The 13,999-nt window shown below is 44.6% G+C and carries 15 protein-coding genes; all 15 read left to right on the top strand.

Features of this window, described 5'->3' with window-relative positions:
- The first annotated feature begins 13 nt into the window (after positions 1-13).
- The 15 genes from hslV (at position 14) to flgG (ending at position 13,940) form a co-directional block, all read left to right on the top strand.
- A complete protein-coding gene (gene hslV, locus HW560_RS27005; RefSeq protein WP_024630205.1) occupies positions 14-556 on the top strand; it encodes an ATP-dependent protease subunit HslV in 543 nt (180 codons plus the stop codon).
- Positions 557-694: 138 nt separating this feature from the next.
- Complete coding sequence (hslU, locus tag HW560_RS27000; RefSeq protein WP_179265164.1) at positions 695-2,095, top strand: ATP-dependent protease ATPase subunit HslU; 1,401 nt, start codon at positions 695-697, stop codon at positions 2,093-2,095.
- A 990-nt stretch (positions 2,096-3,085) separates the two neighbouring features.
- Positions 3,086-3,493, top strand: a complete 408-nt coding sequence (flgB, locus tag HW560_RS26995; protein ID WP_090895949.1) for a flagellar basal body rod protein FlgB — start codon at positions 3,086-3,088, stop codon at positions 3,491-3,493.
- A 5-nt stretch (positions 3,494-3,498) separates the two neighbouring features.
- Positions 3,499-3,951: a flagellar basal body rod protein FlgC gene (flgC, locus tag HW560_RS26990; RefSeq protein ID WP_090895951.1), complete on the top strand. Its 453-nt coding sequence runs from the start codon at positions 3,499-3,501 to the stop codon at positions 3,949-3,951.
- Between the two features lie 63 nt (positions 3,952-4,014).
- Positions 4,015-4,326: a flagellar hook-basal body complex protein FliE gene (gene fliE / locus HW560_RS26985; RefSeq protein WP_090895954.1), complete on the top strand. Its 312-nt coding sequence runs from the start codon at positions 4,015-4,017 to the stop codon at positions 4,324-4,326.
- Positions 4,327-4,463: 137 nt separating this feature from the next.
- Positions 4,464-6,047, top strand: coding sequence for a flagellar basal-body MS-ring/collar protein FliF (gene fliF / locus HW560_RS26980; protein WP_090895957.1), 1,584 nt, complete (start codon positions 4,464-4,466; stop codon positions 6,045-6,047).
- An 11-nt stretch (positions 6,048-6,058) separates the two neighbouring features.
- Positions 6,059-7,075: a flagellar motor switch protein FliG gene (fliG, locus tag HW560_RS26975; RefSeq protein WP_053783792.1), complete on the top strand. Its 1,017-nt coding sequence runs from the start codon at positions 6,059-6,061 to the stop codon at positions 7,073-7,075.
- The gene (locus tag HW560_RS26970) at positions 7,068-7,928 is read left to right on the top strand and encodes a FliH/SctL family protein (RefSeq protein ID WP_090895959.1); all 861 of its coding nucleotides are present in this window, start codon (positions 7,068-7,070) and stop codon (positions 7,926-7,928) included. The genes fliG and HW560_RS26970 overlap by 8 nt, the downstream gene beginning before the upstream one ends.
- Complete coding sequence (gene fliI, locus HW560_RS26965; RefSeq protein WP_053783794.1) at positions 7,915-9,234, top strand: flagellar protein export ATPase FliI; 1,320 nt, start codon at positions 7,915-7,917, stop codon at positions 9,232-9,234. Before HW560_RS26970 ends, fliI begins: the two co-directional genes overlap by 14 nt.
- 11 nt (positions 9,235-9,245) lie before the next feature.
- Complete coding sequence (gene fliJ / locus HW560_RS26960) at positions 9,246-9,698, top strand: flagellar export protein FliJ (RefSeq protein WP_090895964.1); 453 nt, start codon at positions 9,246-9,248, stop codon at positions 9,696-9,698.
- 44 nt (positions 9,699-9,742) lie between these two features.
- Positions 9,743-10,678: a MotE family protein gene (locus HW560_RS26955; RefSeq protein WP_090895967.1), complete on the top strand. Its 936-nt coding sequence runs from the start codon at positions 9,743-9,745 to the stop codon at positions 10,676-10,678.
- Positions 10,679-10,720: 42 nt separating this feature from the next.
- Complete coding sequence (locus HW560_RS26950; protein ID WP_090895969.1) at positions 10,721-12,094, top strand: flagellar hook-length control protein FliK; 1,374 nt, start codon at positions 10,721-10,723, stop codon at positions 12,092-12,094.
- A 19-nt stretch (positions 12,095-12,113) separates the two neighbouring features.
- A complete protein-coding gene (locus tag HW560_RS26945; protein WP_090895972.1) occupies positions 12,114-12,659 on the top strand; it encodes a flagellar hook capping FlgD N-terminal domain-containing protein in 546 nt (181 codons plus the stop codon).
- Positions 12,656-13,039, top strand: coding sequence for a TIGR02530 family flagellar biosynthesis protein (locus tag HW560_RS26940; RefSeq protein WP_090895975.1), 384 nt, complete (start codon positions 12,656-12,658; stop codon positions 13,037-13,039). Before HW560_RS26945 ends, HW560_RS26940 begins: the two co-directional genes overlap by 4 nt.
- 82 nt (positions 13,040-13,121) lie before the next feature.
- The gene (gene flgG, locus HW560_RS26935; protein WP_090895977.1) at positions 13,122-13,940 is read left to right on the top strand and encodes a flagellar basal body rod protein FlgG; all 819 of its coding nucleotides are present in this window, start codon (positions 13,122-13,124) and stop codon (positions 13,938-13,940) included.
- Positions 13,941-13,999 lie beyond the last annotated feature (59 nt).

Raw genomic sequence — 13,999 nt, 5'->3', positions numbered from 1 at the left:
GGAGGCTGATATCATGGATATGTCATTTCATGCTACAACGATCTGTGCAGTTCGTCATAATGGCAAAGCAGCCATTGCCGGTGATGGTCAGGTAACCATGGGGCAAAGTGTTGTGATGAAAAATACAGCCAAAAAGGTAAGACGTTTATATCGTGGGCAGGTTGTAGCCGGTTTTGCCGGTTCCGTAGCGGATGCCATTACCTTGTTTGAGAAATTCGAAGGCAAGCTGGAGGAGCACCATGGTAATCTGCAGCGCGCAGCTGTAGAGCTTGCCAAGGATTGGCGGCAGGATCGGATCTTGCGCAAATTGGAGGCACTCCTTATTGTTATGGATAAAACGGGTATGCTGCTGATTTCGGGTGGGGGCGAAATTATCGAGCCGGATGATGATGTTATTGCCATTGGTTCAGGAGGAAACTTCGCCCTATCTGCTGCACGTGCGTTAAAACGTCATGCGGTGGATTTGGAAGCAAAAGACATTGCTCGTGAATCACTCCAGATTGCTTCAGAGTTATGTGTATATACCAACAATAATATAATTGTTGAAGAGTTGTAAGGAAAGCAATCTCCCGTTATGGGGCATGATGATTAAATCGGCTCCAGTTACTTCGTGGAGATTCTTTGTCCTTGTAGGTAAAATTTATAACATTCTATCGCATAAACAAGGTTCGCATACTGGTAGGAGGGAAGCTATATGAATACTCAAGCATTAACGCCAAGACAAATCGTTACAGAGCTTGATAAGTACATTGTAGGTCAAAAACAGGCTAAAAAATCGGTAGCGGTCGCCCTTCGCAATCGTTATCGCCGTAGCCTTTTGCCCGAACATACCCAAGATGATATTGTACCTAAAAATATTCTGATGATTGGACCTACTGGTGTCGGTAAAACAGAGATTGCACGCCGACTGGCTAAGTTGGTAGGAGCCCCATTCGTCAAGGTCGAGGCTACGAAGTTCACGGAAGTGGGTTATGTTGGCCGTGACGTGGAATCTATGATTCGTGATTTGATTGAAACATCGCTGCGGATGGTCAAGCTGGAACGTACTGAAAAGGTCAAGGACAAAGCGGAAGAGGCTGCCAATGAGCGGATTGTACATATTTTGGTCCCTTCACAATCCAAATCCAAAAATCAGCGGAATCCGTTCGAAATGATTTTTGGCAATAATGGCAGCAACACGCCAGAAACCGATGAGCAAGAACCGGATACGGGAGTGGCTGAGCGTCGACGCAAAATCAAATTCGATTTGTTATCTGGCAAACTGGAAGATGACGTTATCGAGATTGATGTGGAAGATACCGCGCCTAACATGATGGACATGTTCGCAGGTCAAGGGAACGATCAGATGGGGATGAACATGCAGGAGATGTTTGGCAGTTTATTGCCTCGTCGTACCAAGAAACGTAAACTGGCGATTAAGGAAGCCCGCAAAGTGCTCATTCAGGAAGAAGCGGGCAAGTTGATCGATATGGATGATGTTACTCAGGAGTCCATTCGCCGGGCGGAACAGACAGGTATCATATTCATTGACGAAATTGATAAAGTGGCCAGTCAAGGACGTGGTAGCGGCCCCGATGTATCCCGTGAAGGTGTACAGCGTGATATTTTGCCAATCGTGGAAGGGTCTACGGTAATGACAAAGTATGGTCCTGTCAAAACGGATTACATCCTGTTTATGGCAGCCGGTGCATTTCACGTAGCGAAACCCTCGGATCTCATTCCAGAGCTCCAGGGGCGTTTCCCAATCCGTGTAGAACTGAACAGCCTGACGCTTGATGAGTTTGTATCAATCCTCACGGAACCTAAAAATGCGTTAACCAAGCAGTATGTGGATTTGCTGCGTACGGAGAATATTGAGATTGAGTTCTCGGATGATGCTATTCGTGAGATTGCCAAGCTGGCTGAGTCCGTGAATCAGAATACCGAAAATATCGGTGCACGGCGCCTGCATACTATTCTGGAGAAACTTCTTGAGGATCTGTCTTTTGAAGCACCAGAGCTTACGCTGGAGCGTATGATAATCACTCCGGAATATGTACGTGAGAAATTGAATGACATTGCACTTGATCGTGATTTAAGTCAATATATCTTGTAACATAGATGTAATGCTCTGTTCAAAGTGTATTGGAAGTAGAATGACGGTATACATTATGGATCAATAAAGGTTAAAAGACTACAGGGATATAGGATAACCGGTCCTGGTTCTGACTGTAGTAGACTTTATTGAACCCATCTGTATGCCGTTTATTTTTGTTATAACCTAATATAATGCTGGATTACAACCGATAAAAGAGATGGAGTTGTTATAAGACGAAAGATAATCTAGGACTTGTGCCGCAGATATAATGAATTTAAGATTATCGGTATAGTGGGAGCTAATAATTTATAGTTCTAAAAATGCCAATAAAAGGATTTATTTTTTCCAAGTCTGGTTATCGGTTTAATTAACAAGAGAAGATGAGTTTGCGCAAATGTGCAAAATATGAATTGGATTTCATTGCGGATGTGACAAAAAAATATCGTTTCATCAAAATCTGCATACAAGATATAAATGTTAAAAAAGTGTTGGGGAAATTCAGTAAAATCAAATAATGTAATATCGATATTTTGTCAATTATCTATTTCATTGAAGTTCAAAGAGTGTAGATGAATTAATAAGAAAGCTTATTATATCGGTAAATATTTCTAACTGGAAATCGTTTGAAGCTTTTCGATGAATCCCTTGTATGTATTATTATGATGTGCTCAAATGTGTTGAAGCAGAGTATAAATTTTAAGAATGTTTAAGAGCTCATATCGAGCACTTAAGCTTATTTTTGTTTTGGGCCCCGACATTTACGAAAAAATTCATAATTTGCAGAAAATACACAAAAAGCTCTGTCTTTCAGAAAAGATAGGGCTTTTTTCTTATTGTAATATATCCCAATCTCGAAGAAACTTATGTTATACGACAACATCAGAGTTAATTCTACTTAAGTCCTAGAAAACCGTGTAAAAGCGAATGTTTTTTGTCGAAAAAACATAAGCATCCTGACGGAAAAAGATTGAATCTATTTCCATAATTTCTAAAGAGAGGAGGGCGATTATGAATCTTTTGAATGATATTAGTTTTCAAAGGCTACAAGGTGCACTCGATGCCTCCAACATTAGACAACGAACGATTGCTGACAACATTGCGAATGCGGACACCCCATATTTTAAGCGTTCGGACGTTGCTTTTGAAGAAATGCTACAGGAAAAAATGAATGGAGATATGCCTGTTCTTAAAGGAAAAGTAACGGATTCAAGGCATTTTGTCATAGGTCCTTCCTCTTCCATACCTACACCTGTAGTTAATATGGACCAGTCAACCTCCATGAATAACAACCAGAACAACGTCGATGTAGACAAAGAGATGAGTCTTCTGGCGGAGAACCAGCTGCGTTACAACGCTTATATTCAGCAAGTGAATGAACAGATTAAAATGATGCGTGTTGGAGTCGAAGGGAGATAACTTAGGTGAATATCAGTAACAGTTTCAGTATCAGTGCATCGGCTCTAACAGCTCAGCGTTTGCGGATGGACGTTATATCTTCCAACATTGCCAACGCAGAGACGACGCGCGCGAGTGTAACCAACGGCGAGGCGGTTCCTTACAAGCGCAAGATGGTTGTACTTGAGCCCAACAAGACTTCCTTCAACAGTTTGCTTCAAAATCAGATGAAAAGCAGTGGGTCTGGAGAGGGAGTTCGAGTATCAGAGATTCGTGAAGATCAGTCGCCACTGAAACCGGTCTATGATCCTTCACATCCGGATGCCAACGCTGAAGGGTACGTGTACATGCCTAACGTCGATATCGCGAAAGAAATGGTGGATATGATCTCAGCTTCACGATCATATGAAGCAAACGTCACAGCTTTGAACTCAACCAAAGCGATGATATCCAAGGCATTGGAAATTGGAAGAGCCTAGTTAACGGCTAAAGGTGGAAATGTTCATAAAATCAAAGAACACAGATGAAAGGGAGGGACATTAATGATTCAGAACAACATGTTTAGCACACAGGGGATTCAACCGCTTCAGATGCAAAGTACGGCACAAAGTAAACCATCTACACCAGCCGAAACCATTGAGAGCTTCGGTACATACCTACAGAATGCGCTAGGGTCTGTAGCTGCACAGGAGACCCAAGCACATGAAATGTCAAACCAATTCCTGGTTGGAAAAGCGAACGTTGATCAGGTGATGATCGCTTCTGAACAGGCTCTGCTGAGTCTTCAACTTACGACTCAAGTCCGAAACAAAGTAGTCGAAGCATATCAGGAGATTATGCGTACGCAATTATAAAATGGCTTACATGCGCTTCGACAACAGCGCTGATTACTACAACAAGCAGCTGCAATGCTGCTCCTGACCGTTAAACTTTAGAACCTATAGAGATTGCGGAAGGACAGACCAAGCAAAGTTTCGGATGGGGTGACAGAGTGAATGAGAGAATTGCCCAGTACAGGGATAAGGCATCCCAGTATTGGAATAGTTTCAGCAAAAAGCAAAAAGTATTATTTATTTCCACCTTCCTGTTTTTAATTTTGGCTGCAGTTGTACTAACCATGCAATTGTCAAAGACGGAATATGAAGTTGCTTTCACGGATTTGAATGCAAGTGACTCCGCAGGCGTCATTAGTTATCTTGATTCATCCAGTATTCCATACAAATTAAGTGCAGACGGCAAGACTATATCTGTACCGAGCACGGATGTTGCTATTGCAAAAGTAAATATCGGATCACAAGGAATTATTCAGAACGGTTCATTAGGATATAAGTCATTCGAGGAGTCATCATCTCCAATCGGGATGACGGATAAAGAGTTCGATGTGAAGTATAACAACGCATTGAACGGAGAAGTGGAGCAGCTGCTTCAACGGATGCAAGGCATACAGGATGCTAAAGTACTGGTCAATATGCCAAAAGATAATATCTTTGCTGGCCTGGAAGAACAGGATAAAGCATCAGCATCAGTGGCCTTGCAGTTTAAACCGGGTTATCACCCCAATCAGGCTGCGGTAGATGGATATTTTAATTTGGTCAAGACAGCCATTCCGAATCTACCTATTGAAAACATAACAATAACGAACACGGATGAAGCGGAACTGATTCCGACGGCCCGAGGTGGTAGCGGGGGATTGTCTTCTGAAGTCCAAGAGAACATGGCGTTACAGAAGAAATTCGAAAATGATGTTCGCAATAATGTGAAACAATTTCTTTCCCAGATTGTGGGTGACGAGAATGTTAATGTTCTGGTTGCTTCCAAGCTTAATTTTGACAAGGAAACACGGAAAGAAAACCTGGTTACACCGGTCGATGTAGATAATATGAAAGGCATCGAGATCAGTGTGCAAGAGATTCAAAAAAGCTACACTGGGGCAAGCAACCCGACAGGTGGTGTTGCTGGCACAGGCCAAGAGGAAGTTCCGGGTTATCCGTCATCGGATGCATCTGGAAATTCAACCTCTGAAGAAACATCTAGCACTAAAAACTACGATGTCAACCGAATTGTTAAAGATATCATTTCCAGTCCATATACTGTAAAAGATTTAACCATTAACGTCGCGGTTGAACCACCGGCAGGACAAACAGAAATACAAGCACCGGTTCACGATGCAATTGAAAATATTTTGGTTAACATTGTTCGTGCATCATTGGCGGACTCAGGCACTGTAATAAGTGACGCAGATTTGGCCAAAAAAGTTTCGGTAATGTCTCAAGGTTTCCAGACTGCTGCGGCAACCAATACAGGCTTCCAGCTTTCCACCGGAATGATGTGGGGCATAGGAGCACTGGTGGCAGCATTGATTGCAACGGTTGTTATTTTGTTAGTGCGCCGTCGTCGCAAACAGAACGAAATAGAAGAAGAGGACATTCCTCTTCCGGTAGCAACAGAGTTTCCGTCCATTACGTTGGACAGTGTAACGAACGAAAGTCAAGTGCGCAAACAATTGGAGAGTTTGGCCAAGAAAAAGCCAGACGAATTCGTCAATCTGCTGCGTACGTGGCTGGCTGACGAATAGAGGTGAACGCATTGGCGAAGGCAAGCAGTCAAGGTCTGACTGGAAGACAAAAAGCAGCAATTTTGTTGATTACATTAGGTCCGGAAGTATCCGCGCAAATCTTCAAACATTTGCGGGATGAGGAGATCGAACAACTGACGTTGGAAATTGCCAACGTTCGCAAAGTAGATGCTTCCGAAAAAGATATGATTATGTCTGAGTTTCACCAGATCTGTCTCGCACAGGAATACATTTCTCAAGGTGGTATTACGTACGCGAGAGAAATTCTCGAGAAAGCACTCGGGTCGCAAAAAGCACTCGAAGTTATTAACCGTTTGACGGCTACGCTGCAAGTTAGACCATTTGACTTTGCGCGTAAGGCCGATCCGAATCAAATCTTGAACTTTATTCAGAACGAAAGTCCGCAAACGATTGCTCTGGTATTATCGTATTTGCAATTTGAGCAGGCAGCAGCGATCTTGTCTTCGTTACCACAAGAGAAACAAGCCGATGTAGCACGTAGGGTTGCTGTTATGGACAGTACTTCTCCAGAAGTCATTTCTCAAGTGGAGCGGGTGCTCGAACAGAAACTATCTTCTACTGTTACGCAAGATTATACAAATGCGGGTGGTATCGAATCCATCGTTCAGATCTTGAACGGCGTCGACCGTGGTACGGAACGTACTATTCTCGACTCGCTAGAAATCCAAGATCCAGAACTCGCAGAAGAAATCAAAAAACGGATGTTTGTATTCGAAGATATCGTCAATGTGGACGATCGTTCGATCCAGCGTATTATCCGGGATATCGACAACGCCGATTTGCAGTTGGCACTCAAAGTGGCAAGCGAAGAAGTACGGGATGCTGTATTCCGGAATATGTCGAAACGGATGTCCGAGACGTTCAAGGAAGAAATGGAATTCATGGGACCCGTTCGGTTGCGTGATGTTGAGGAAGCTCAGACCCGTATCGTAGGAACGATCCGTAGATTGGAAGAAGCTGGTGAGATCATTATCGCTCGTGGTGGAGGAGATGATATCATTGTCTAATTTGATTAAATCTTTCCAGTATGTGCCGGTTGATGACCGCAAACGACTCGAAAATCATCATCATTATGGTGGACAGGAGTCTGATGCGGAGTTAGATGGTGAACGTGCTGAAGGTTCCGAAGCTGAGATGCTGCAGGCACGCGTGGACGAAGAAACACAACGTCTTACTGCGGAAATGCTGGAGGATGCCAAGGAGTTTGCAGAAAAGCAGGTACGTGAAGCTTCGGAGGAAGCGGAGCGATTGCTTCAAGAAGCCCGTGAACAGATTGATAGCTGGTGGCAGGAGCAGCGTCAGCAGGATGAACATCTGACTGAAGCGCTTCGTTCACAAGGTTTTCAGCAGGGTTTTGAAGAAGGCAAAGTACAGGCCGAACTGGATCTCCAGGTGAAGATCGAAGAGATGATGAAGGAAGCCCGTGGAGTGCTTGAAGAAGCTTACGTTGCCAAAGACCTGATTATTCAGGAAGCAGAGCCCTTCCTTGTGGATCTCGCCTGTGGTATCGCTGAGAAGGTGATTGACAAACAACTCTCCGTTGAACCGGAACACACGCTTGAACTGATTCGTCAAAGTTTGTCCCGCAAACGTGAACAGGGGATGATCACCTTATGTGTGGCACCTGAGCAATTTTCTTTTGTGCAGGCTGCACGTGAAGAGTTGGCTATGGCAATTGACTCTCAGGCAGAGTTACAGATTTTGCCTGACGCTACGGTAAAAGACAAGGGGTGTGTTATACGGTCGTCGTTTGGAAGTGTAGATGCCAGAATTGATACCCAGCTCGCTGAAATTAAAAAAGAACTGATCCGCATAGCACTTGAGGATGAGGGGCGAAAAAATCAACATGAAGATTCTTAGCTCACAGCGATACATGGAACATCTTAAACAATTTGATCCCGTTCGCATTAACGGTAAGGTCACTCAGGTCATTGGTCTTATGGTTGAGTCTGAAGGTCCGGATGCTAGCATTGGTGATGTATGTTACATCTACCCCGGAAAATCTGCCAAGCCTCTTCAGGCAGAGGTTGTCGGGTTTCGGGATAACAAAGTATTGCTCATGCCGCTCGGTGAACTTCAGTCCATTGGTCCTGGATGTGATGTGGTCGGAACGGGTAAACCACTTGGGGTTCAGGTTGGATCTGAATTGCTCGGCAAGGTATTAGATGGCTTGGGACAACCTTTGGATGGTTCCTTGTTGCCCTCCAGAATGCCAATGTACTCCACATCCAACACGCCTGTGAATCCGATGGACCGTCCACGGGTACTCGAAACGATGAGTGTAGGTGTGAGAGCCATTGACGGTCTGTTGACGGTTGGCAAAGGACAGAGGGTCGGCATTTTTGCCGGATCGGGTGTTGGTAAAAGTACGTTGATGGGTATGATCGCCCGCAATACAGCGGCAGATGTCAATGTCATTGCTTTGGTGGGGGAGAGGGGCCGTGAGGTTCGTGACTTTATTGAACGGGATCTGGGTCCGGAAGGACTGGAACGATCCGTCGTTATTGTGGCTACCTCTGATCAACCTGCTCTGATTCGAATCAAAGGTGCGGTCATCGCAACTACGATTGCGGAGTATTTCAGAGATAGAGGCATGAATGTCATGTTGATGATGGACTCCGTTACACGGTATGCCATGGCACAGAGGGAAGTGGGACTTGCTGTGGGGGAACCTCCTGCAATGAGAGGATATACTCCTTCTGTTTTTGCGAGTTTGCCCAAGCTGCTTGAGCGAGCAGGGACTGGACCCACAGGTTCGATTACTGCTTTTTACACCGTCCTTGTCGACGGGGATGATATGAACGAACCGATCGCAGATGCGGTGAGAGGTATATTGGATGGTCATATTGTACTGAATCGGTCCATCGCGAACAAAGGTCATTTCCCTGCCATTGATGTGCTTGCAAGCATTAGCCGGGTTATGAAGGATATTGCTCCTGAAGAGCAGCTGGAAGCCGTTAATAATATGAAGAGACTGATGGCTGTGTACAAGGAATCTGAGGATTTAATCAACATTGGGGCTTATCAAAGAGGTTCAAATGCTGCCATTGATGAATCCATAGACCAGATTGATAGCATCTGGAATTTTACAAGGCAGAAAGTTGATGAAAAAGTAACGCTGAGTGAAGTGCAGGAACGTTTGATTCTTGAATTTGCAAGGAGATGAATGGGTAAACGATGAAATTTCGATATCATTTCCAGAAGGTTGTTGACCTGAAAAGCAATGAAAAAACGCAAGCGGAATGGATGTTATCCACAGCCATCGGGAAACTTCAGACGGAGGAAGAGCATCTTTTACAACTATTAAATGATAAAAAAGAACTGATTGATGTCATTCAATCCGCTACGGAAAGTTCAGCTTCCGTATCCAGCTTGCAGGAGATGCAACGGTATGTCCATCACCTTGACGAGTGCATCTCACGCAAAAGCAGTGATGTCAGACATGCTGAGGTCAATGTGCAACGGAATCAGACGTTTCTGAACGGCAAAATGATGGACGAAAAAGTATGGCTTGGGGCGAGAGACAAGGCCAAAATCAAATTTCAGCAGGAGATGCTCCTCCGGGAACAGAACGATCTGGACGAGATGGCTACTGTACGCTTCGCTGCCAAAGCCGGACGCGCGAATTGATGTGGCCGGACGCGAAGTTGTCTCGTGAAGGAGGAAAATGAACAATGGCTGTTAAAGACACAGATATGGAAAAAGAGTCGAGCGGCGGTTGGGAAAAGTTCTTGATGATTTCAATCCCAATTGTGTTCACTGTGGTTTTGTTGGGTGTTTTGCTCACGCTATTTAATGTAGATATTCGCAACAACCTGCTTGAAGTAGCTAACAAAATTCCTGTCGTGAAGGACTGGGTACCTGATCCTGTGCTAGATCCGGAGAAAAAGAAACTGGAGAAGAGCGAGCAGCAGGTCGAGAGTGCAGAAGCGACAATTGATAAGCTTAAGGCACAAGTAAGCGAGAAAGAAACAGAGCTCAAAGCAGCAAAGGATGCCACAACCACAGAGGCGAAGAAAGCAAGCGATTTGCAAAAGAAATTGGATGATGCGGAAAAAGCTGCTGAAACCGCTGCGCAGAATCCAGAGACCGAGTCTGATTATCAGAAACAAATTAAAGATTTGGCGAAGATGTATGCAGAGATGAGTCCTAGTAAAGCCGCGCCGATTTTGCAAAATATGACGAATGAAGAGATGGTACTGCTTCTGAGTGCGATGCAATCGGCTGCACGGACCAAGGTGCTGGAAAAGATGGACCCAAAAACAGCGGCTGATGTCACGATGATGATGAAGGATGCGAAACCATCCGGTGATCTGGCTCTGGATGCACTGCAATCTCGATTAAAGAAAGAGACTGCAACGACATCAACGGCGTCTACAACCAATTCCAAAAACTTGGATAAAAATCAGCTTAGTCAAACGTTTGCTTCCATGTCAGCTTCTAGTGGAGCCAAGCTGTTGCTCGAAACATACAAGCTGAGTCCGGACAAAACCTTGACCATTTTGAATTCTGTCGACGATGCTACACGATCTCAATTGCTGGAAAATATGTCGACTGAAAATTCGGTTGAGACTGCAAAAATATTAAATAAATTAATGGGTAACAAGTAAGAGTAGTAACTTCTGTTTACTACGGAGAGGAGGTGAAAATAAATGTCGATTGTATATCAAATGGCATCCACATCATCTGCCAAGACAACAGGAGCAGCACAGACAGCTGGAACTGGATCCAAAGGTGCAACTGCTGGAGCTGGTGATTTTTTGCAAACTCTTGCCCAATCATTGAGTGGTGATGCAACGGCTGAGAACAGTTCGGCTGCAGCAGCGAGCTTAACAGCGAATCCGCTGATGTTTACCTTTGCAGCTAGTGAAGACGGGGAACAAACATCGATCACTGATATCTTGAGTTCGTTATTCGCAGATTTGGATTCACTAGATGAAGCTTTGGAAAATGATCCGTCACTACTAGGGGATTTACAAAGTCTGATTCAGCAGATGTACGCTCAATTAGATAATAATGCTGGTATTCAAGCTGATGGTTCTAATGAGCCTACAAGTGAAGCGGGAAATGCAGCATCAGCAATTGATCTGGCGGAACATCCAGCAGCAGTGCGCTTTGTATTGCAGGATGTGCTCACACAGTTAATTGCGGGTATGAATGAGCCGGATAGTACAGTTGTCAAGAATGCTCCAGAATTCAAGCATCTGCTTCAATCTCTTCAAAGTCAGCTGCAGGATGCTGGCGTTGACACCAGTCTTAACAAAGGGTGGACTGAACTTAAATCCATTCTGGATACATTAGCGGTGGCTAAGGATCAGGCTGTGCAAGTGGCTCCAACAAATCAAACGTCCAAGCAAGACTCAGTGGCATCACAAGTTCTTGTTGCGGCCGCTTCAAATACTGGAATTAAAGTTACAGCGGAAACGGACTCAACACCTATTGCAAATGAAGCTCTAGAAGTGGACCATTCAAGTATCATTACGGCAGGAGAGTTGTCCTTACGTTCATCCGGGACATCAGCAGGTAAACCAGCCGAACCTGTCATGCAAGCATCTCAGTTTGCAAAAGAGATGACACAGTTTGTGGTGAACAAGCTGGATATCGTGCAGCAAAAGGGATTTTCGGAGGCAACTATCTCACTACGTCCGGAGCATCTGGGTAAGCTGGATGTGCAAATTACTTTGCAAAACGGGCAATTGGTTGCACGGTTTATGACTGAGCATACGATGGCGAAAGACATGCTGGAACAGCAAATGATGCAACTGCGTAGCTCGCTTCAAGCTCAAGGCATTCAAGTGGAACGACTTGAGGTTACTCAGAACAGTTCTCTGGGGTCACAAATGTACCAGGATGGTGGACGCCAGCCAGGGAGCAATTCTCAGCAACAACGTCGCTCACGTGAACGTGAAGAACAATCGGATGATGCTGTAACTACAGCAACAATCCAGGAAGAATTACGCAACTGGCGCAGTGAGCATGAGGAAGGAAACGACCTGCAAAGAGACACGTTTACAGCAGAGGCTTAAACAGAAATGAGGTGAAAAGATGGCTAATGAAGCGATTTCTACCAATAATACATGGCCTAACTATTCGGCAGCGAATAAAGCTACAACAAGCGCTGCAACAAAAGAGTTAGGCAAGGATCAGTTTCTTAAAATATTGATCACTCAGCTACAAAATCAGGATCCGATGCAGCCAATGGAAGATAAGGAATTTATCGCTCAGATGGCTCAGTTCAGTTCGGTAGAACAACTGGTGAATATCTCATCTCAGCTCAAGACTTTGAATCAGTCCCTTGGGACAGTATCGGGTATGATTGGCCGCGAGATCAGTTGGCTTTCTTCTAATAAAGAGGATAACGGAACCCTCCGTCAGGGGATTGTGGATTCCATTATCGTACGAGATGGTGTTCAATACGCCAAAGTGGGCAATGACGAAATCAAGCTAGATGAAATTATTCAGGTAACTAATCCAACACAGGCTGAGGAAAATGAAACTCCAGTTCAGGACGCTGCAGATTCAACTGTAACGAACGAAACCAAGGAACCAGAACCATCAGCACAGCCTGAAGACAATGGAAACATGTTATGAGTGACCGCATAACCGTAGGCCAACTGTACTCAGGTCCAATTACACCCAATTTGCTTAACCGCTCCAAAGCGGGAGAAGCATCCAATGTACCTGAACGCCCTTTTGCACAGGTATTGGAAGACAACCTCCTTAAATTGAGTAATCATGCTGCCAAAAGGCTAGAACAGCGCGGTATTGAACTTAAGACTGAGCAGATGCAGCAGATTGGAACTGCACTGGATAAGGCTGCTGCCAAAGGAGCCAAGGAATCCTTGATTTTGATGAAAGATATGGCTTTTATCGTTAATGTCAAAAATCGTACTGTTGTTACAGCCATGGATAGTGAAAGCATGAAGGATAATGTATTCACCCAGATTGATAGTGCTGTAATCATTTCTTGACCGGCTGGCCCTTCTCGGGAGCCGGAATGCCGCTGACCGACTGACGCGGTAACCAAATTAAGGCTGGGAGGATTTTTAAAAAATGTTGAAATCAATGTACTCAGGCGTTTCCGGGATGCGGGGTTTTCAAACGAAACTTGATGTTATCGGTAATAATATTGCGAACGTGAATACGGTTGGTTTTAAAGGTAGCCGTGTCATGTTCAAAGATATTATGAGCCAGACCACTGCAGGGGTGACTGCACCAACGGATACTCCAACAGGTGGTGTGAATGCGAAGCAAATCGGTTTGGGTGTATCTGTAGGATCAATTGACACATTGCATCTTGCAGGAAGTCCTATGACAACAAACAATCCAACAGATTTACGTATTAATGGAGATGGTTTCTTTCTGGTTGCGATGTCGGAGGATCAGGAAGTTCCATTCCTAACTCGTGCTGGGGATTTTCACGTAGATGCGGACCGTAATCTGGTTACATCTGACGGCCTCTTCGTACTAGACAGTGGAGGTGGACCAATCACAATTGCTGATGATGTCGTTTCCTTTACAATCGGCCAAAACGGTATGATTAACCAAACAATGGCTGACGGAACAATCGAAAGTGAAACTCAACTGGGTATTGGGAAAGTTGTCAACCCTGAAGGTCTAGAAAAAATAGGGGGTAATCTTTACCGAATGACAGCCAATGCCAATCCTGATGGCACACTTGATCCTTTAACAGCAAATGATGCCGAGAATGGTACGGGTTCTATTATTGCAGGACAACTTGAAATGTCCAACGTGGATCTAACAGGTGAATTCACAGAGATGATCGTTGCTCAGCGTGGATTCCAGGCGAACTCACGGATTATTACAACGTCCGATGAAGTGCTTCAGGAAGTTGTTAACCTGAAACGTTAATAGCTGATTAGCAATTTTTAATGCGTGGAGGAGCTTGCTCCTCCACTCTGATCAAGGGG

It is taken from the genome of Paenibacillus sp. E222, assembly GCF_013401555.1.
In the GTDB taxonomy this organism is placed as follows: domain Bacteria; phylum Bacillota; class Bacilli; order Paenibacillales; family Paenibacillaceae; genus Paenibacillus.
Note: the sequence above shows the minus strand (reverse complement) of the source record. Positions and strands in the feature narration are given on the sequence as shown.

Coding starts and splice junctions, on each gene's coding strand:
- HW560_RS26940 (WP_090895975.1), top strand. CDS start 12,656: ATGAGTGACCGCATAACCGTAGGCCAACTGTACTCAGGTCCAATTACA.
- HW560_RS26945 (WP_090895972.1), top strand. CDS start 12,114: ATGGCTAATGAAGCGATTTCTACCAATAATACATGGCCTAACTATTCG.
- HW560_RS26955 (WP_090895967.1), top strand. CDS start 9,743: ATGGCTGTTAAAGACACAGATATGGAAAAAGAGTCGAGCGGCGGTTGG.
- flgB (WP_090895949.1), top strand. CDS start 3,086: ATGAATCTTTTGAATGATATTAGTTTTCAAAGGCTACAAGGTGCACTC.
- fliE (WP_090895954.1), top strand. CDS start 4,015: ATGATTCAGAACAACATGTTTAGCACACAGGGGATTCAACCGCTTCAG.
- HW560_RS26950 (WP_090895969.1), top strand. CDS start 10,721: ATGTCGATTGTATATCAAATGGCATCCACATCATCTGCCAAGACAACA.
- fliI (WP_053783794.1), top strand. CDS start 7,915: ATGAAGATTCTTAGCTCACAGCGATACATGGAACATCTTAAACAATTT.
- flgG (WP_090895977.1), top strand. CDS start 13,122: ATGTTGAAATCAATGTACTCAGGCGTTTCCGGGATGCGGGGTTTTCAA.
- fliJ (WP_090895964.1), top strand. CDS start 9,246: ATGAAATTTCGATATCATTTCCAGAAGGTTGTTGACCTGAAAAGCAAT.
- hslV (WP_024630205.1), top strand. CDS start 14: ATGGATATGTCATTTCATGCTACAACGATCTGTGCAGTTCGTCATAAT.
- hslU (WP_179265164.1), top strand. CDS start 695: ATGAATACTCAAGCATTAACGCCAAGACAAATCGTTACAGAGCTTGAT.